The sequence below is a fragment of the Caballeronia sp. AZ1_KS37 genome, assembly GCF_023631165.1.
In the GTDB taxonomy this organism is placed as follows: Bacteria; Pseudomonadota; Gammaproteobacteria; order Burkholderiales; family Burkholderiaceae; genus Caballeronia; species Caballeronia zhejiangensis.
In genome coordinates this window covers 302,866-322,539 of the sequence record NZ_JALQDP010000004.1, presented here as the reverse complement: position 1 = coordinate 322,539, position 19,674 = coordinate 302,866, and the positions used below count along the sequence as shown (strand labels likewise).

The window sequence follows — 19,674 nt, the reverse complement described above, 5'->3', positions numbered from 1 at the left end:
CACGCGCTTATCTTGCGCGCGCTACGTCGAGCGTCGCGCCGCCGGCCGATTGCGCCTGAATGCGACGGTCGTATAGCGATTCAGCGAACGCCGGCGGCACGGCGAAACGGCCTGAGTTGGTCGCACGAATGCGGTAGACGAACTCCTTGACGTTGCTGCTCGCCGTGCCGTACAGGACAACGCGATCTTCACGCACCTCCGCATGCACAGGCTGGAACGTCGAACCCGGCTGACCGATGCGCGGACGCCATTGTTCATCGCCGCCGAAGCTGCTGCCGGCGCGATCATCATCACTCGCATCGGCATCGATCACGGGTGGCGTTTCCACCGGATCGAATCCGCCCGGCAAGAGATCGACGATTGCGATATTGCTCACGTCGTCCGCATCTATCGCACGCAACTTGAGATGGACGTCGATTTCATCGCCCACGGTAATCGTGTCAAGGGGTCGGCCATTCGTGGCGGTGTATTCACGAGCGATTTCAATGCCTTTACTCACCGCTTTTCCAGTCGCGTTGCGGTCGTACCCGGACTGCACGGTCGTCCACCAGGCGGGCAATGCGCTTCCATTGACGATCTCAATGCGCGTGACTGCGCTGTCCCACTTAGCCACACGACGACTGTCTCCCCCAACCGTTGAAATGTCCTTCGGCATCGCGTTCGCACGCCATGCGATGATCGCCAGCTTGTCGAGTCCGCTTACCCCTGCCTGCGCGTAGGCATCGAGCGCGAGAATGGTCATCGCGGCTGACAGCGTGTCGTATCGCCCCAGTTCGAGCGGTGCGGACAGATTTTCAATTACGCGCGGAAGCAGTTTGCGTGCGCGCTCCGGGAAATGCTTCGCCAGGAGATAGAGCACGCTGGCATCGCGAGTAAGGGGATCCATGAAATACCCCTCACTGTATGCTTCATTGCGCGACGGCTTGCGCTCCAACGTGGCCTGCGGTGCAGAGATCAGTTGCGCGGCGTCCTTGTCCTGCCGCATCAATTGATACGACGCCGCCAGCCACGCCGCTGCGAGATCGTCCTTCCACTCTTTCGGATAGGCCTCCTGCAGCCGCTTTTGCACGCCGGCAAGATGGTTGGTCGTCACATTGCCCTGTCGGGTGAGCAGATACACCGCATAGGCGCGCTGGCGCAAGAGATCGAGCGAACCGAGCCGCTCGTTCGACGCGAGTTGCTGCAAGTAGCGGTTGCCCGCTTCCATCATGTCGAGCGGCACGATTACGCCGCGTTCGCGTGCATCGATCAGTACGTGCATCGCATAGGCGGAAACGAAAGGCTCCGCGTCGGGCGTCGCCGTCCACAGGCCGAAACCACCTTGCGCATTCTGACGCGCTCGCAGGCGATCGAAGAACTGGGCGTTCACGTCTGCTTTCGCGACGGGCGTCCGCGCGGCATCGGGCGCCGCGCTCGCAAGCAGGTCGTTCGCCAATATTCGCGGCACCAGCGCGCTCAGCATCTGCTCGCTGGAGTCGTGATCGGCGTACTCGAGATACGTCCCAAGTCCCGCCGCGAATACGCGCGGCGCGGTCGAGACGCTAGCCTCGCGGGTCGCGTGAGCATCGTACATTTGACGCAGGTCTCGCACGCTGGCCTTTGCGCCTGCATCGACGCGCCCGGCGTTCAACTGCGTGCGGTACGCCGCCGCAGGACGCACCGTGACCTCGACACGCTTGCGCGCCGATTTCCCGCCGTGACGTATGTCGAAGTTCAATTCGCCCGGCCCGGGCGTCTGCGTGGCCTTGATGCGAAACGTCACCACGCTTTCATGCATCGGCGCGAGCATGATGTTTTGCGTCACCGCGCCGACCACCTGCAATTGCGGGCCGCTCCTGACGCTCACCGACACGGGCATCGGCTTGTCGCCCATTCCGATCAGATTATTTGCGACGCCCACGCTGATGTCGGCTTCGTCGCCGGGCGCAAGCGTAGCGGGCGTGTTCGGCGAAAGCACGAAATCGCCGCGCACCGTCACCGCGCCTTCGAACGCGCCCACACGCCCGGGCGATACCGCCACCGCCATCACGCGCAGCTTGCCGTTGAACGAATCGGGCACCGTGTAGGAGAGGCGCGCGTGGCCGTTCACATCGGCGATGCCGGACCAGTACGCCACCGGCTTCTCGTGCTTGCGGCTGAACGGATTGAGTTGCCGTCCGATAGCATCGTCGGCATCGCCGCCGGGCGCGGCCATCGACATGATCTTTTCGAAGTCCGGCAGGATTAGATCGAGGATCTGCGAAGTGTCGACTTCAAGCATCCGCTTGCGGAAGAAGAACTGCAGCGGATCGGCGAGCTTGTAACGCGCGACCTGCAGGATCCCTTCATCCACGGCGAAGACGACGACTTTCGCGGGCTCGCTCGTCGTGATGTTGAAGTCGATCTTCTCGCCCGGCTTGACGAGAGCGGGCGCGTCAACGTTAATCTTGGAACGGCGCGCATCGAGGTTCACCGAGAACGGCGCCACGCCATAGCTCAGTGGACTGGTGAAGATTTCATCGGAAGACGGATCGCGAATGTACTGCACGTTGATGTAGCCGTTGCCCTCGAAGCCTGCGGGCACCTTGATGTGCTGAACCGAGCTCGTAGTGTTCGCATGGAACCAGACGTGTGCATAGACCTTGTCGCGCTCGATCGTGATGAGACCGCTTCCCGCGTATGGCGCGCGAATCGCGATCTCGATGTTTTCGCCCGGCTTGAAATCGTGCTTGCTCAAGTTCACTTGCAACTCGGCATTTCGGTCCAGCGAGCGCGTGATGTTCGCGTCTCCCGCGACCGAGTACTGCACACGATTGACTTCCCTGCCGTCGGCGCGACGGATCAGCAACGCGTAGTTGCCTGGCTGATCGGTGCGTAGCGGATAGTCGAGCCCTGCCACGGGCAGCGCGAGCTTGCGTTCCTCGACGGGCACTTCCTTCAGACGCGATTCGTACTTGTAAGCCCCGGAGTCCTGCTTCGTCAGTATGGAGACGTAACGCAGCTCGACCAGTTGCGCACGCAAATCATTCAGCGCGATAGCTTTCGTATTCGGGTCGATGACGATGAGCCGCACAGCGCGAGGACTGCCGCGCTGCACGTAATCGAGATTGTCGACGGACTTGTAACCCACGAGCCAGTCGTTGCTGGACACCATCATGCGCGCGCCTGCTGTTACGCCGCGGCCGCCGTCCTGTTCGTACGCCTTGGCCTCGAAATACAGTTGATACGTCGCATCGGCGTACTTCTTCAGATCGAGGTCGAATTCCGCGTGTCCACTGTCATCGGTCATGCCGTCCTCGAGCGCTACCGAGTAGCCCTCTTGCGCACGACGCGGATCGACGAAGCGGTAATCCTGCCAGCCACGAAATGCAAGCCATGCCGGGCGCAATACGAGCGACGCGCTCACGCGCCGGCCGGCGGCGGGCGTACCGAACAAATTCTGCGCCTTCACGACGCCCTTGACACCGTCCGGCTTGACCCAGCCTTCCGCTGCCTGCTGCGAGAAGCCCGCATCGACCCTCATGCGGTCCGGCATGAATTCCTTGACCTGCACGCTCGCGCTGCCGATCGGTTCGTCCGCCGGCTTGCCGTCCTTGACGATATAGAGATTGACGCCCCACACACCCGTTGGCGCCGATTCCGCGGGCGTGTAGCTCAGCTCCGTGAAGCCGGAGGCGTCGACGGACACCGGTTGACGTTTCACCGTCATGCCGCGTGGATCGACGATCTCCGCCTGCAAGGGCATGCCCGCCGGGCTGCGCGACCAGTTCGCGGCACGCACGATAATTCCCATTTGAATCGACTCGCCGGGACGATACAAGCCGCGATTGGAAAACAGATGCGCGGACAGTTGTCCCTGATTGGGCGCGTTACGCTCGCCGCCGACATCGAAGCGCGAATAATCGAGGCGTCGGTCGCTCGCGGACACGGGCAGGAACGAAGTGTCGTCGCCGCTTTGCACGAGATACAACTGCGGACGCTTTTCGCGCGCGAGGCCCTTGAAGGTCGGAAAATGCGCGATGCCGTCGGCAGTGGTCGTCTGCGTGAACAGCGTCTGGCCGTTAATCGCAAGCACGGATACCGTCGCGCCCGCCACCGGGCGGCCGGTGCGAATTGACTGCACGAACACGTCCTGACTGCCGTCGAGCGCGCGCTTGACCAGCATGCCGAGATCTGTGACCACGATCAGGCGCGTGTCCTGCGGGCCTTCGCCGCCGTCGTCACCGTCGCTGCTTGCTTCGTCGAGCGAGTCCGCGTTCTGCGTGTCGTCGGCAGCGTCGGTGTCGGCCTGCTTTGTTTTGAGATCGGGATCGAAACCGGACAGGTGCAGTAGAAATATCCCCCGCCTGCCGCTCTTCATATACTGGCTCAAATCGACGCCTTCGTAGTGCGCCTTGCCCGGATCGCCGGCCGGAAAAGACCGCTTCATTTCGAAGCGCTCGACAATGTGATCCTCGTCGAAATCCCAACGCAGTCGAGGTTGCGAATACGAGCCTTCATTGAAGCTCACCAGACTCTGAACCTGCTCTGGTACAACGCGGCCGATCTCCAGCTTCATGCCACGCACATTTCGCGACACGATCGAGATGCGCTTGCTGCCGCTCATCGAAAGCAAGGATCCATCGGCCATGATGCGAAGGAGTTTGGGATACTCAGGAACAGTCAGCACCGTCTTCATGGGTTCGCCAAGGACATAACCGCCCGACGATTTCATGCCCGCATCGATGTGCACGTATATCCGAGCGCCCGCCTCCGCGCGGTACTTGAAGCTTTGCATCGACGCGTACTCTTCCGCGGTCGGCACGGATTCGAGGGCGAGCGGCTGCGCTTTCCTGAGAATCCCATCGTCGACTTCGCCAAGCTGCCATTCGTAGGGCGGATCTTCGTCGGACAGTCCGGATCCGGGCTTGTGCCTGGGGAGCATCCATGCCTTCGTGTGCGCCGCCAGGTCTTGCGTGCGGACATCGCCGCTGGTTCGCATGACCAGTACCTGCTCCGGTTCGAAGCGGTCGTTGTCCACCAGCGTGGCAGAGATGCCAACGACGCCAAGACTGTAAAGACCCGGCACACCGACTGACGCTCTTAACGCATCCTTGGTTTGATTGCCGCCGCGCGTGCTCACCAGGCCGCTGTCGACTTCAAGCTGGACCGTCAGAGGGTCTCGAGGGATCTCGAGCGGCTCCGAATGTATCCACGCGTTGAGCTTGACTTCGTCATAGGTGACCGAATAGCGCAAGCTCTTCACCGTCTTGCCGCTACGGTCCCGAAGCGCGAGCACGATGCGCTTCTCGAGCGCGACAGGATCGACCGGATAGTTGAAGCGAAGCTGAATTCGCGCCTGCTTCGAAGCAGGGTCGAGGAGGTTCTGTTCGAACGCGGACGGGACGACCTGCGCCATGAATGAAGCGGTGTCGAACTCGAAGCGGTCATCTTTGAGCATGACGTGCGGAGCGAAAAGCCTGGCCACATCGAAGTCGGCCTGAACGTGCGCTCCCACCGGCCAATCCATTGCCGGCGTGAAGCGGAGCGTGTGATCGTCGGCCCATTGCCATTCGCCTTTGAGCGAAGGTTCCATCTTCACGCCACCGGCAACGGTTTTGCCGACGAGGTCGAGCGCCGCGGCAGAGCGCGAGAATTTCAACTCCAGCGGCTGAATATCCACCTTCGAGCGTCCGTCGGAATCGGCATAGGAAGTCACTGCTGGCGCCCGGACTTCGAAGGTCACACGTTCGGGTTCGACGGGCTTCGGCCGGTGCTGATGCCAATGCCAGCCGTACCATCCGACGAGCGCGAGGACGAGCACGCCCGCCACCCGCAACGGGCAGCGGCGCACCGTGCGGGCCACGGCACGAGGCCACGCCGGCGCGCTCCACGACACGTCGCCGACGATGCGCCGTCCCAGTCGCATCATGAACAGCAAGACGAAGACGATCAGACGGATCGGCGAGAAAACCAGCGTGCGCAGAAACTTCATCGATTTCTCAATGCGATTATTTTTAGAGTCATTGATAAAACTTTTGACCTACGTTCAAAAGCCAACATCATCCGACCAGCTTCGAAGGATCTTGAGCGGATACATCAAAGAGCGCCCTCACGCCCCCTCCATCACCATCACCGCCACACCCACGCACACCCACTGCACGACCGCAAGCATCACGCTCGCCCTGAGCAGTCGAGTCACGCCGCGCACCCGTGCATCGAGCGGCCGGCCGGCACGCGATGCAGCGGTCCATCCGAGCTCGAGCAGCACGCGGTCGAGATCATCGAGCGTCGAAGATTCCATTGCGGCAAGCGTGGCGAACAACTGTCGGTCGATGACGATTCGCACCATTAGCCACAGAGCGCCTATGCCCGAACATGTGCTGATGAGCGCGATCAGCGTTCGCACGTAATGCAAATGCTCGCAATGAATGGCGACACCGCACCCCACGCCTGCCGCTGCCAAGGCGACCGCGCACGCACAGCAGCCAGCATCGAGCGCACCACGCGCCGCCGCGATGAAATAGGCGTTCATCCTTGTCTTCCATGAACCGCGCAATGGTCGATCCAGTCCTGCAGCAACGCGACGGTGTCCTTCGACCAGACCGCGCGACGCTGCGCCGACCGCACAGCCAGAAGTGCCGCGCGTGCATCGTGCAAACCTTGCGTCTTTGCGATCCACGCCGCCGCGCACAGCACGCTGCGCCCATAACCGAGCGCACAGCAAACCAGCACATCGCGCCCGTCGCGATGCAACTCACCGAGCGCCTCGACAGCCGCGTTCAGACGCAGCAGAGTCGGCGGCACGAGATCCAGATGCGGCACGCATAGGTACACATGCGATTGATCGAGCGCGATCCAGCGCGGCATCTCGGCCGTCAGATCGAGCAATGCATCGAAACCATGCTGCCGCCATTCGCGAGGCGTCGGCGTGCGACCGATGGAAACGCCGGTCGCAACGCGAACAGGCGATGGCCTCTTGCGCGTCCATAACCGTGAGTTGATGAATGCGCCAGCGATAGCCGGAGCGAGCAGCAGACGGACGGCCAACGGAATGCGGCCCCGCTCGTCCTTCTGAAACGCGGCAGGCGAGCCTTGCCAATAAATCCACGCAACGCAAGCGAATGCCAGCGAAACCCATCCCGTGACAAGCGCGGCACCAACGGCATGCCGCACAAGGATCAACGCGAACGCGGTCAGCGCGACCGCGACGGTCGCATAGACGCCAGCTATCCGCCGGCTTCGCGCGCAAGGGAGCGCGGCGCCGGTCACATCGTCTGCGAGAGGAAAGAGAAATAGCGCAAAGGCACCCACCGCCGCGCCGGTCGGCACGTCGATCACATGGTGCTGCCATGTGGTCAGAACGGAAACACCGATCGCCATGAACCAGAGATGCAAGACCGCACGAGCAGCTTTGTTCCGCAGAACGCCCGCGTAGAACGTCCAAAGCACGATCAGCAATCCGATGTGCAGCGATGGAGCCTGGTTATACGGCTTATCGATGCCCGTCAGGAGGTCGAATAGCACGCCGGTCACACCGCTCGAGACTGGCCGCTCGGCGCCGAAGCTCAACGGCCACGCGATGAAACATGCCACGGAGATCATTTGCACCGTGAAAAGCCTGCGGACGTGCGCGTGGAGCGCCGCGCGCCTGACGCACAACAGGAACGAGAGCGCGTAGAACACATCGATGGACCAATACGGCACGATGCTCCACGGCATGAACGGAATGGCCCGTTCCCATGCGAATGCGAAGGTGGGCACCGAGGCGCGCGTCGACGCCAGCCAGTTCGCGAAGGCGTATGTCGAAAAGAACAACGCGCCCATGATCGCGAGCCATCCGGATCGCAACATCAAGGAGGCGTCCCGTTCGCTTCGCGCACCGGCGACGGACAAGGCAGCGCTATTCATCAGGACGCGACGCGCTCGGCAAGCGTCACCGTGAAGATCCCCTTTTCATCGATGCGCTGCGTGATCTTGCGAAAGCCGGCGCGCGCGACGAGTTCGTCCATTTCCGCCTGCGAACGGCGACGCATGACCCACGCTGTCTCGCCACGATGATTCCCAAGCACGCGCGCAATGAATTCGAGCTGCGGATGCCACGGCTGTCCGGTATAGACGAGGTAGCCGCCAGGTTGCACGGCGCGCGCGAGACCACGGAGCGACTGTTCTATCGAAGCGTTGTCGCCAAAAAGCTCATACAGCCCTGACACGATCGCAAGCGTCGGACGGGGATCGAGCGCGGCGAGCGAGGCCTCGTCGAAGGCATCGCCTTGCTCGAAACGCGCAACGCTTTCGAGACCACGTTGCGCAATCAGAGCGCGTCCAGCATCGACGTTCGGCGCGCTGTAATCGCGCAACAGAATGTGCTCGGGCGACACGCCATCGCGACGGGTCACCGCGGCGATGGCGTCAAGGACATAACGGCCATGTCCCGCCGCGATATCGACGATCCGGACCGTCTCGCCCGAGCGCGTGATTCGCGTCATCGCCTCGGCGATCAACGCCTCGATATTGATCTTGCGCTGACGGATGCCCACCCAGCCAGGAGAGTCGAGGTAGTTGCGATCGATGTGCCGCCCCACACATCCGCGTCCCCTCGCTTCGTTGCGGTACACGTAGTCGAGCGTCGAGCCGGAATCGAACCCGAGCCGATGCCCAAGTGCAATGCCTTCCGAGAATGCGCCGCCCACCCGCAACCCCGCGCGCGCAGCCATCCAGTACAAACGCGCGAGCGGACTGGCGGGAGCTTGTTTCAACGCTTCGTATTCCGCATGAAAAGGTCCGCGCGTGTCGGCATCCACGAGCGAGACTCGCGCGCAAGGCGCCTCGAACTCACGCAGCAGAAACGCCCGCAGCGGCGCGAGCGCCTGCGCGCGGTCGCGTTCACCGAGCGTATCGTGATAGAAACCGGGCAGCACGATGCGCTCCTTGCGCGCCGACCCGAGCCGCTCGAAGAAGCGTTCCTGCGGTCCGCGATGCACGACCCAATCCGCACCCGAGATCAGCAGTTGCGTCGGCACGGTGATGGCGGCCGCATCGTCGACGATGCGCCTCGCCGTGTCGTGCAGGTCCAGCAGCATATTGACCGCGATCGGCCGCGTGATCAGCGGATCCGCGGCATAGCTCGCGATGCGCTCCGGATCGTGCGTCAAAAATTTTGGCTTCACATAGCTGTTCACATAGAACAGACCGCGAAGCTTGTGCATCAGACGCAAACCCGGACGTGCAAATGGCACGTACAGCTTGATATGAAACGCCGGCGATGCGAGCGCGAGACAGCGCACGGGCGGCGCATAATCGTGCACCCAGGCCGCGGCCAGCACGGCGCCGACGCTCTGACCGACGACCGCCATGTCTTCGATGGCGACGCCATGAACGTCGCGGATGTGTTCGACGAAGCACTGGAGGTCGCGCACGCAAGCCGCTGCGTTCGGACTGTATCCGCGCGCGCCGGGCGAACGTCCGTGCCCACGCGCGTCCCACGCAAAGAAATCGTAGCCAGGCATGTCGAGTTCATCGACCAGATGCGCGACACGCGCCGAATGCTCGTGCCCCCGATGCAGCAGCACCACAGCGCCGCTGCGTGGCGCGCCCGCCGCGGGCCAGTGCCGATAGAAAAGCGCTTCACCGTCGTGAGTCGTGAAGCGCGCCTCTTGTGCGCGTCGAATAGTCGCTTGAGTCATGTGATTTTTGCCTTCGTTGTTTCGATGTTGCAGGTAACGCTTAACGGCCCGTTTCACGCGATAAGCGAACGCCCATCGCGACGCGTCTGATCGCAGTCAATACCGCGAGTGCGATCAGTGCACGCCACAGCCAGACAAACGTCGAACCGACCGGCAGCCCCATTCCGAACCAGAGCGCAAATGCCCCGAGCGCCAGCGCGCGGTCGCTCTTGCCGAATGGCCCGTCGTAGCGACGATCCGCGCCGGCCAGTGGTCCGATCAGTCCCGCGCACTCGACTACGCACGCCGTCCAGGCGAAAAGCCACACGTCCGATGGCGCGAAAGCCGGCACGGCCAGAAACGGCAGCACGAGCGCCGTGTCCGAGATCACATCGCCTAGTTCGTTCAGGTAAGCGCCCAATGCGCTCTTATGGCCGTGTTCGCGCGCAAGCATGCCGTCGATGGCATTCAGCGCCATGCGGATGAAAAGCCACAGCGGAATGAGCAGAAACAGACCGCGCTCGGGATAACCGAGCCACGCCGATGCACCGACTGCCATCGATCCAAGCATCGCGGCTACCGTGACCTGGTTTGCGGTCACGCCTCGCCGCGCGAGCCAATTTGTGAATGGACGAAGCAGAATTTGGAAGCGCGGCTTGAGTGCGTAGAGGCTCATTGCGATGTTTTCGCCGGTTCGTCGACCATGCCTGACGTCCCGATGGATCGAAAAAGCCGCTACTATCAGGTCACTTTCGCATCGCGTCAACCGTTAGGATTGCAGAGCCTCTTTGTTATGCAGTTCTGTTATCACTTGCTAAACATCTGACACATCTTGTCAAGACCACTTGCTCCGTCGATGCGCATGTGAACGGAATATAAATAAGCAATCCACACCACTACCGACTCATGAAACGGATATATGCCTGGCAACGCGATTTACTGTTATCTCTCGTTCGGTTGGTCGCTGGAGCCTACCCAGTCTGTCATGTCCCTCGTGCAGGCGAAACTCAACAGATCTACTTCTCGAATCACACGAGCCATATCGACACACTCGCTATCCTCGCTGCGTTGCCGCGCAGTTTGCGCGATTCGGTGCGGCCCGTTGCTGCGCGCGACTACTGGAACGCCAACGCGCTCAAGCGACATATCGCGCAGAAACTGCTGAACGTCGTGCTGATCGATCGTCGACGCGAAGGGGATGGCGATCCGCTCGATCCGGTTCGCGATGCGCTCACGAAGGGGCATTCGGTGATTATCTTTCCCGAAGGCACACGTGGCACGGATGCTTTGCCGCAAGGCTTCAAGAGCGGACTCTTTCATCTGGCAAGCGAGTTTCCCGGCATCGCCCTCACGCCGGTCTATCTCGAGAATCTTCAGCGGATCATGCCCAAGGGCGCGATCTGGCCGATTCCGTTGATCTGCAAAGTCCATTTCGGCGCGGGCGAAGCGCTTCGGGCGACCGACGACAAATCTGCTTTTCTCACACGCATGCGCGATGCGATCGTCGCGCTGGCGCCATCGGCTTGCTCAGACTGAGCTTGCTGCAACAACATCTCCGATTCTCGAACATGCCAGAACTGTTTTGGAAATTGATCGCAGGCGTGGCGGGCTTTCTCGCCGTCGCGACCGTGACAGGCGCCATCCTCGCCGCCCGGCCGAATGGCAAGAGCGCGACCATCGTCAACCTCAATGAACGCATCCGCGCGTGGTGGGGCATGGTCGCCGTCATGGCGATCGCCATTGGACTCGGCGAGACTGCAACTTATGTGGTCTTCGCGCTACTGTCATTCCTCACGTTGCGCGAGTTCATAACACTCACGCCGACCACGCCGAGCGATCACTCGACGCTGTTCCTCGCGTTCTTTGTCGCGGTTCCCGTTCAGTACATTCTGCTTGGCATCAACTGGTACGGCATGTATTCCATCTTCGTACCGGTGCATCTCTTCTTCGCGATGTCACTGGTATCGGCGCTGACGCAGGATACGCGCGACTTTCTGAGTCGCAATGCACGCATTAACTGGGCGCTGATGGTCTGCGTCTACGGCCTGAGCCACGCCGCCGCGCTCCTGACGCTCGACATTCCCGGCTATCGCGGGCAGAACGCGTTATTGCTCTTCTACTTCCTGCTCGTCGTGCAGATCAGCGATGTCTTGCAGTACGTCGTGGGGAAACTGTTCGGCAAGCGCAAGATCGCACCCGTGCTTTCGCCTTCTAAAACGGTCGAAGGCTTCGTCGGCGGTGGCGCGCTGGCGACCCTTTGCGGCGCGGCGCTTTACCGGATCACGCCATTCGGCTTCGGCGCGGCGCTCGGCATGTCGTTCGCCATCGTTCTGGCGGGGTTCATCGGCGGGCTGGTTCTTTCAGCGGTGAAGCGTTCGCTCGGCGCGAAGGACTGGGGCTCGATGCTCGCCGGACACGGCGGCATGCTCGATCGTGTCGATTCGATCTGCTTCGCCGCGCCTGTGTTTTTTCATCTGGTCAGATTCGTTTATGTGTGACGTCTGCGAGCCCGCCCCGCCCCACCGCTCCGCTAGAATCGAGCCTTCAGCGCAACGGCCGCGCTCTACGAAGAAAACGGGCACTCATGAAAATCGCCACCTGGAACGTCAATTCCCTCAAAGTCCGCCAGCAGCATGTCATCGACTGGCTCGCGCTCTCGGGCGTCGACGTGCTGTGCCTTCAGGAACTGAAGCTCCCCGACGAGAAATTTCCCCGCGCCGAACTCGAAGCCGCCGGCTACAAAAGCTGGTTCGCCGGGCAGAAGACGTACAACGGCGTCGGCATTCTGGTGCGCGCCGATGCGGGCTTCGAAGTCGATGAAATCAGCGTCGTGCGCAACATTCCCGGATTCGAAGATCTGCAGCAACGCGTGATCGCCGCGACGATCGACGGCGTGCGCATCATCTCCGCGTATTTCCCGAACGGACAGGCGCCCGGCTCCGAGAAATTCGCCTACAAGATGCGCTGGCTGGACGCACTGCGCGAATGGTTGCGCGAAGACATGGCGCGTCATCCGCAGCTCGCGTTGCTGGGCGATTACAACATCGCGCCGGAAGACCGCGACGTGCACGATCCGAAAGCATGGGAAGGCCAGAACCTCGTGTCGCCCGAAGAGCGCGCGCACTTCGCGCAACTCGTCGGGCTCGGCCTGACCGATGCCTTCCGCAAGTTCGAGCAGGTCGAGAAGCTCTTTACGTGGTGGGATTATCGGATGATGGCGTTTCGCCGCAACGCGGGGCTGCGCATCGACCACATCCTGCTGTCGGCGGAACTGGCCGCGCGCTGCACGTCATGCGAAGTCGACAAGGTGCCGCGCAAGTGGGACCAGCCGTCGGACCACGCGCCCGTGATCGCGACGATCGGCTGATCCCGTCGTAACGACGTTCACGCGTCGAGATGCAACTCCTGAATCTTGCGCGTGATCGTATTGCGGCCGATGCCCAGACGCTCCGCCGCCTCCACCTTGCGCCCGCGCGTGAAGTCGAGCGCCTCGCGGATCACCGCCGCTTCGAAACGGCGCGCGAGTTCGTCCATGACATCGGCGGAATTCTCGCGCAACAGTCGCGCGACTTCCGTGCGCAAGCCGTTCTCCCACACGCTCGCCGCGACGCCCGCCGGCGCCGCCGCGATCGGCGCGGATCCGGCGCCGTTCACGGCATTGGGAACCGGCGCGACCGCGCCATCCGTCGATACGGCGAGACTCTCGGCGCTCACCTCCTGACGCGACGTGAGATCGGGCGGCAGATCCTTCTGCTCGATCACCTGCGCGGGCGCCATCACCGTGAGCCAGTTGCACAGGTTCTCCAGTTGACGCACGTTGCCGGGAAACGGCAGCGACGCGAGATACGCGAGTGCATCGTCCGACACGCGCTTGGGCTCGACACCCAGATCGCGCGCGCTCTTCTGCAGGAAGTGTCGCGTGAGCAGCGGGATATCCTCGCTGCGTTCGCGCAACGCCGGCAGACGCAGCCGAATCACATTCAATCGGTGATACAAGTCCTCGCGAAACAAGCCCTGCCGCACGCGCGATTCGAGATTCTGATGCGTCGCCGCGATCACGCGCACGTTCGCCTTCAGCGGATTGTGCCCGCCCACGCGATAGAACTGCCCGTCCGACAGCACGCGCAGCAGGCGCGTCTGGAGGTCGAACGGCATGTCGCCGATTTCATCGAGAAAGAGCGTGCCGTTCTCGGCTTGTTCGAAGCGGCCCTGACGCATCGCCTGCGCGCCGGTGAACGCGCCGCGCTCGTGCCCGAACAGTTCGGACTCCAGCAGATCCTTCGGAATCGCCGCCGTGTTCAGCGCGATGAACGGTCCGTTTGCGCGTGGGCTATGTCGGTGCAAGGCGCGCGCGACAAGCTCCTTTCCGGTGCCTGATTCGCCCGTGATGAGCACGGTCGCCGCCGAATGCGACAGACGGCCGATCGCGCGGAACATGTCCTGCATCGCGGGCGCCTGACCGAGCATCTCGGGCGTCTCGGTTACGCGCTCGTCGACCGACGCTTCGCCGCGCATGCTTTCATCCACGGCGCGGCGGATCAGCTCGACGGCCTTGTCGACATCGAATGGCTTGGCGAGATATTCGAAGGCGCCGCCCTGAAACGCGGCCACTGCGCTGTCGAGATCCGAGAACGCCGTCATGATGATGACAGGCAAGCCCGGCAAGCGGTCGCGCACGGTCTGCAGCAGTTCCAGCCCGGACCCGCCCGGCATGCGGATGTCCGAGACGAGCACTTGCGGGCTTTCTCCTTCGAGCGCGGCAAGCGCGTCGCGCACGCCGGAGAAGCTGCGCGTCGTGAAGTTTTCTCGTGCGAGCGCCTTTTCCAGCACCCAGCGGATGGATTGGTCGTCGTCTACTATCCAGATCGGCTTCATATCGTTCGGCGAGAAGTCTTCGTGTGGTTCGGTGTGAGCCCGTCGAAACGGTCAGGCGTCAAAGCATGCGGCACTACGTTCCTTGGCGTGAAGTCGCTGGTCAATTCTCGAACGGCAACAGGATGGCGAACTCGGTACAGCCCGGCCGGCTTTCCACTTCGATCAGCCCATCGTGCTGATGCACGAACGACTGCGCGAGCGTGAGGCCGAGACCGCTGCCGTCTTCCCTGCCCGATACGAGCGGAAAGAAGATCCGGTCGCGGATTTCGCTGGGGATGCCGGGACCGTTGTCAGTGATATGCAAGTCCAGTGCCAGTTTGTGCAGCTTCTTGCCGATGGTCACCTTGCGCGCGATGCGCGTGCGCAGCTCGATCTTCGCATCGCCTTGTGAGATGCGTTCCTTCAGCGCTTCGGCCGCGTTGCGCACGATGTTCAGCAGCGCCTGAATCAACTGTTCCTTGTCGCCGCGCAGATCGGGCACGCTCACGTCGTAGTCGCGCTCGATCGTGAGGCCGCGCGGAAACTCCGCGAGGATCACGGCGCGCACCCGCTCGCAGACTTCGTGGATGTTCACGTCGCCGACGATATGCGGATGCCGGTGCGGCTCCAGCAAGCGATCGACGAGCGTCTGCAGCCGATCCGATTCCTTGATGATGACCTGCGTGTATTCGCGCAGTTCGTCGCGTTCGCGCGCGCCGAGTTCGAATTCGAGCAACTGCGCCGCACCGCGAATGCCGCCGAGCGGATTCTTGATCTCATGCGCGAGATTGCGGATGAGCTGCTTGTTGACCGCGGTGAGATCGTGGATACGCTCTTCGCGGTCCGTGCGCAGATGTCGCTCGTTCTCGAAGAGTTCGAGCAGCACGTATTCCGGCGCGGCTTCCAGATAGCCGACGATCGCATGCACATGCACCGGCTCGCGATTCTGCCTCTCGAGCACCGCGTCGAGCCGCGTCGCATTGAAGCGGTTCTCGGCGATCGACGCGATCGTGGTCGCGAGCTCGTCCGCGTTCGCGAAGAGGTCGGGCCAGTTCGTCTGCGTCAACTGCTTGCGCGACATTTCCAGCATCGCTTCGGCCGATGGATTCGCATACGCGATCCGCAGATTGCGCACGTCCAGAACGAGCACGTTCGTGGGCAGCGCCTCGAAGCCGGGCAGCAGTCCGCTTGCCGCGAGCTGCGTATTGTCGGAGAGCGCATCGGCGTGGCCTTTGCGCGCCTTGATCAGATTCTTGAGCACCATCGTGCAGTCGATGAGGTCGTTCGTGACACCGATCTTCTTATCGTTTCATGACACTGAGCAGCGATTAAAAAAGGGACGGCGCGCCGTCCCTTTGGATCACTGTTCAGCACACGTCGCGCGCCTCATCGGACTGCTCACGACAAAACGCGCTTCGATCATGCTGCTTTACAGCGAGTAGTACATCTCGAACTCGATCGGATGCACCGCCTGACGATAACGCTGCAGCTCGTTCGTCTTCAGTTCGATGTATGCGTCGAGCATCGAATCCGTGAACACGCCGCCGCGCGTCAGGAACTCGCGGTCCGCGTCGAGTGCGTCGAGCGCCTGGTCGAGGCCCGCGCAAACGGTCGGGATCTTCTTGTCTTCTTCCGGCGGCAGGTCGTACAGATTCTTGTCCGCGGCTTCGCCCGGGTGAATCTTGTTCTGCACGCCGTCGAGACCCGCCATCATCAGCGCGGAGAAGCACAGGTACGGGTTCGCGAGCGGATCCGGGAAGCGCGTTTCGATACGGCGGCCCTTCGGATTCGAGACGTGCGGAATACGGATCGATGCCGAACGGTTGCGAGCCGAGTAAGCCAGCTTCACCGGCGCCTCGAAGTGCGGCACGAGGCGCTTGTACGAGTTCGTGCCCGGGTTCGTGATCGCGTTCAGCGCGCGCGCATGCTTGATGATGCCGCCGATGTAGAACAGCGCGAATTCCGACAGACCCGCGTAGCCGTTGCCCGCGAACAGGTTCTGACCGTCCTTCCAGATCGACTGGTGAACGTGCATGCCCGAACCGTTGTCGCCGACGACCGGCTTCGGCATGAACGTCGCCGTCTTGCCGTACGTGTGCGCCACGTTATGGATGATGTACTTCATCTGCTGCAGCCAGTCCGCGCGCTGAACCAGCGTCGAGAACTTGGTGCCGATTTCGTTTTGGCCCTGGCCCGCCACTTCGTGGTGATGCACTTCGACCGGAATGCCGATCTGCTCGAGCAGCAGACACATTTCCGAGCGGATGTCCTGGAACGTGTCGACGGGAGCGACCGGGAAGTAGCCGCCCTTCGTGCCCGGACGGTGGCCGGTGTTGCCGCCTTCGAATTCCTTCGCCGACGACCACGGTGCTTCTTCCGAGCCGATCTTCACGAACGTGCCCGACTGGTCCGTGTTCCACTGCACCGAGTCGAAAATGAAGAATTCCGGCTCCGGACCGAAGTAGGCGGTGTCGCCGAGGCCCGAGCTCTTGAGATAGGCTTCCGCGCGCTTCGCGAGGGAACGCGGGTCGCGCTCGTAGCCCTTGCCGTCGGCCGGCTCGACCACGTCGCAGGACAGAACCAGCGTCGATTCTTCGAAGAACGGGTCGATGAAGGCGGTGTTCGCGTCCGGCACGAGCAGCATGTCCGACGCTTCGATGCCCTTCCAGCCTGCGATGGACGAACCGTCGAAAGCGTGGCCGCTTTCAAATTTGTCTTCGTCGAATGCCGAGACCGGCACGGAAACGTGTTGTTCTTTGCCGCGCGTGTCGGTGAAGCGGAAGTCGACGAACTTGACGTCCTCGTCCTTGACGAGTTGCATGACGTCGGCCACGGATTTACTCATTACCTATCTCCTGATTAACAAAAGTCGGCGAATCGCTTCGCCGCCCCGACCAATCCTGTACATCGATTCAATCGAGGATGGAAAAGCAGCTTCCGTGCCAAGCGCACCATCTTCGCGCTAAGCGCTTGAAGCAGCGCGCGTTTTGGGTGAAACCACTTCGCTTTCGATGGCGGCGTTCGTGTCGCCGTCTCCGCGTCGAGCACCAAATCAGTGCAGCACGGTTTGTCTGATATTTCTTCAGCACTTTTATAGTGCATCCGAGTCTTCTTGCACCAATTTCGCGCGCGGCGTCGAAACTGCGCGCCACGCTAGAATGATTCTTTGCGCCTACGGAGACCCATACGTCATGAGCACGCTCGAACAGCTGTATGCCCAGGCCGGCAAACGCGCCGCCGAAAACAATCTGACCTACGCGGGCGCGTTCTCACCCGCCGAAGCATTTGAATTACTGCAACTCGACCCGCGCGTACGCCTCGTCGACGTTCGCACCCGCGCCGAACTCGATTGGGTCGGCCGCCCGGCCATCGATGGCGCTCAGTACGCGCACATCGAATGGATTCGCTACCCCGGTTCCGTGCCAAACGCCGAGTTTATCGAACAATTGCGACAGGTCGCCACCCCGGATACGCCTGTCGTGTTTTTGTGTCGCAGCGCCGCGCGCTCGAAGCTCGCTGCGGTCGCGGCGCAGAAGGAAGGCTACGCCCAGGCGTACGACCTGCTCGAAGGCTTCGAAGGCGATAAGGACGGACAAGGGCATCGGAAAACGGTATCGGGATGGTGTTTCCGCAAGCTGCCCTGGATCGGGGCTTGAAGGTTTTGCTCAAGCACGCGCGTCGAGCAAGGTGCGCACGCGCCTGACCCTCGCTTCATCGACGGGCGCCAGAGACTTCCCATCGACGCGCACGCCCGAGCCAAAGTGCACCGCTTTCACGCGCGTCGATGCGACGAACGGCGCGACCGCATCGACGGTCAATCCGGCGCCCGCCAGAATCGCGCAGCGCGTTCCCACCGCGTTTTCGACGAGCTTCGAAATCGTTTCCTGAGCGTCCAGCACGGAAGGCTTGCCGCCCGACGTCAGCACATTCGTGACGGCACCGAACTGCAGCAGCGTATCGAACGCAGCGAGCAGATCGCGTGTTTCGTCGAATGCGCGGTGAAACGTGAGCTGCAGGCCATCCGCTGCTTCGATCACGCGCGCGAGGCCGTCGGTGTCGACGGAGCCATCGGCGCGCAGCATCCCCACGACGATCGCGTTCGCGCGCGTCTTCGCGATCGCGCGAACATCGCGCAGCATGACCGCGTAGTCGTCGGCATCGTAGACGAACGAGCGGCTGTGCGGCCGCACGATCACGTTCACCGGAATCCCGACCGCCTCGATCACCGATTCGATCAGGCCGATGCTCGGCGTCAGTCCGCCCTCGCCCATCGCGGTGATGAGTTCGAGACGGTCCGCACCGCCGCGCTCGGCTGCCCGCGCGTCGGCGACGGTCGTGGCGATCACTTCCAGCAGCGTCACTTCGCTTCCTCCGGCGGCACTTCCACGACTTCACCGCCGAGCGCGATCACGCCCTCGCGCAGCACGTCGAACGCCGCGTTCGCCTGCTCTGGATCGCCCTTCACGCCCAGATCGATATGCGCGCGCTCGTAAAGCGCCCCGCGCGTAGCATCGCCGACGCTCGGCAGGCTGAACGCACGCACGCCCTCGAAGTCGCGCTCGATCGAAACCATCAGCGGCGTGATGCGCGACTCGGGCAGGCCGAAGACGAGGAGCGACCGCTCGACATGCGGCGTCGCGTGATGCAGATGCGCGTACTTCGTGTCGAGCACCCATTCGATCATCGGCCAGGCCATGACCGGAAAGCCCGGCACGAAATGATGATCGCCGACCGAAAAGCCCGGAATCTTGTTGTAGCTGTTCGGGATGATCTCTGCGCCGCGCGGAAACGTGCCCATGTTCAGCCGATGCAAGTTCTCCGGCGACTCCAGCTCGACCGGCTTGCCCGCCTGCGCCGCCGTATCGCGGATGCGCGCGCGGATCAGTTCCGCCGCTTCGGGATGCAGCTCCAGCGGCACGCCGAGCGCCTTGGCGGCGCACTGGCGCGTGTGGTCGTCGGGCGTCGCGCCGATGCCGCCCGTCGAAAACACGATATCGCCCGATGCGAACGTGCGCGCGAGCGTCGCGGTGATGCGCGCGGGATCGTCGCCGACGTATTCGGCCCAGTCGAGCGACAGGCCGCGCGCGCCCAGCAGTTCGATGATTTTCGGCAGATGCTTGTCGGTGCGGCGGCCGGACAAGATTTCGTCGCCGATGATGATGACGCCAATGCCCATGAATGCCCCTTTGCTTTTTTC

At 62.4% G+C, this 19,674-nt stretch carries 14 protein-coding genes; 4 read left to right on the top strand and 10 right to left on the bottom strand.

The features are described from left to right. Nucleotides 1-7: 7 nt before the first annotated feature. The 5 genes from NCS00_RS05265 to NCS00_RS05245 form a co-directional block, all read right to left on the bottom strand. A complete protein-coding gene (locus NCS00_RS05265; protein ID WP_250439492.1) occupies nt 8-5,953 on the bottom strand; it encodes an alpha-2-macroglobulin family protein in 5,946 nt (1,981 codons plus the stop codon). Between the two features lie 117 nt (nt 5,954-6,070). Next, nucleotides 6,071-6,493, bottom strand: a complete 423-nt coding sequence (locus NCS00_RS05260; RefSeq protein ID WP_250439491.1) for a hypothetical protein — start codon at nt 6,491-6,493, stop codon at nt 6,071-6,073. Then, a complete protein-coding gene (locus NCS00_RS05255) occupies nt 6,490-7,812 on the bottom strand; it encodes a phosphatase PAP2/dual specificity phosphatase family protein (protein WP_502801571.1) in 1,323 nt (440 codons plus the stop codon). The genes NCS00_RS05260 and NCS00_RS05255 overlap by 4 nt, the downstream gene beginning before the upstream one ends. Before the next feature lie 56 nt (nt 7,813-7,868). After that, entirely contained in the window at nt 7,869-9,644 is a 1,776-nt protein-coding gene (locus NCS00_RS05250; protein WP_250439487.1) for a bifunctional alpha/beta hydrolase/class I SAM-dependent methyltransferase, read from the bottom strand. 40 nt (nt 9,645-9,684) lie between these two features. Continuing rightward, the gene (locus NCS00_RS05245) at nt 9,685-10,299 is read right to left on the bottom strand and encodes a CDP-alcohol phosphatidyltransferase family protein (RefSeq protein ID WP_008350520.1); all 615 of its coding nucleotides are present in this window, start codon (nt 10,297-10,299) and stop codon (nt 9,685-9,687) included. A 230-nt stretch (nt 10,300-10,529) separates the two neighbouring features. On the opposite strand from NCS00_RS05245, the gene NCS00_RS05240 reads away from it, so the two are divergent. The 3 genes from NCS00_RS05240 (at nt 10,530) to xth (ending at nt 12,990) form a co-directional block, all read left to right on the top strand. After that, nucleotides 10,530-11,159, top strand: a complete 630-nt coding sequence (locus tag NCS00_RS05240) for a lysophospholipid acyltransferase family protein (protein WP_034474110.1) — start codon at nt 10,530-10,532, stop codon at nt 11,157-11,159. A 32-nt stretch (nt 11,160-11,191) separates the two neighbouring features. Beyond that, nucleotides 11,192-12,121 carry a phosphatidate cytidylyltransferase gene (locus NCS00_RS05235; protein WP_034474132.1) on the top strand — a complete coding sequence of 310 codons (930 nt, stop codon included), beginning with the start codon at nt 11,192-11,194 and terminating at the stop codon, nt 12,119-12,121. Between the two features lie 86 nt (nt 12,122-12,207). After that, complete coding sequence (gene xth / locus NCS00_RS05230; protein ID WP_250439485.1) at nt 12,208-12,990, top strand: exodeoxyribonuclease III; 783 nt, start codon at nt 12,208-12,210, stop codon at nt 12,988-12,990. 17 nt (nt 12,991-13,007) lie between these two features. Here the strand turns inward: xth and ntrC are convergent, their stop codons facing one another. From ntrC to glnA, 3 genes are all read right to left on the bottom strand, one after another. Next, complete coding sequence (ntrC, locus tag NCS00_RS05225) at nt 13,008-14,498, bottom strand: nitrogen regulation protein NR(I) (protein ID WP_008350524.1); 1,491 nt, start codon at nt 14,496-14,498, stop codon at nt 13,008-13,010. A 100-nt stretch (nt 14,499-14,598) separates the two neighbouring features. Beyond that, nucleotides 14,599-15,741, bottom strand: a complete 1,143-nt coding sequence (gene glnL, locus NCS00_RS05220; protein WP_008350525.1) for a nitrogen regulation protein NR(II) — start codon at nt 15,739-15,741, stop codon at nt 14,599-14,601. 165 nt (nt 15,742-15,906) lie between these two features. Further along, nucleotides 15,907-17,322, bottom strand: a complete 1,416-nt coding sequence (glnA, locus tag NCS00_RS05215; protein ID WP_008350526.1) for a type I glutamate--ammonia ligase — start codon at nt 17,320-17,322, stop codon at nt 15,907-15,909. Between the two features lie 346 nt (nt 17,323-17,668). Here glnA and NCS00_RS05210 point away from each other — a divergent pair, with 346 nt between their 5' ends. Then, complete coding sequence (locus NCS00_RS05210) at nt 17,669-18,133, top strand: rhodanese-like domain-containing protein (RefSeq protein ID WP_008350527.1); 465 nt, start codon at nt 17,669-17,671, stop codon at nt 18,131-18,133. Nucleotides 18,134-18,142: 9 nt separating this feature from the next. On the opposite strand, the gene NCS00_RS05205 is transcribed toward NCS00_RS05210, so the two are convergent. Together NCS00_RS05205 and NCS00_RS05200 are read right to left on the bottom strand one after the other, a co-directional pair. Continuing rightward, on the bottom strand, nt 18,143-18,838 hold the full coding sequence (locus NCS00_RS05205; RefSeq protein WP_250434386.1) for a copper homeostasis protein CutC: 696 nt from the start codon (nt 18,836-18,838) through the stop codon (nt 18,143-18,145). After that, nucleotides 18,835-19,653, bottom strand: coding sequence for a competence/damage-inducible protein A (locus NCS00_RS05200; protein ID WP_008350529.1), 819 nt, complete (start codon nt 19,651-19,653; stop codon nt 18,835-18,837). Before NCS00_RS05200 ends, NCS00_RS05205 begins: the two co-directional genes overlap by 4 nt. Nucleotides 19,654-19,674 lie beyond the last annotated feature (21 nt).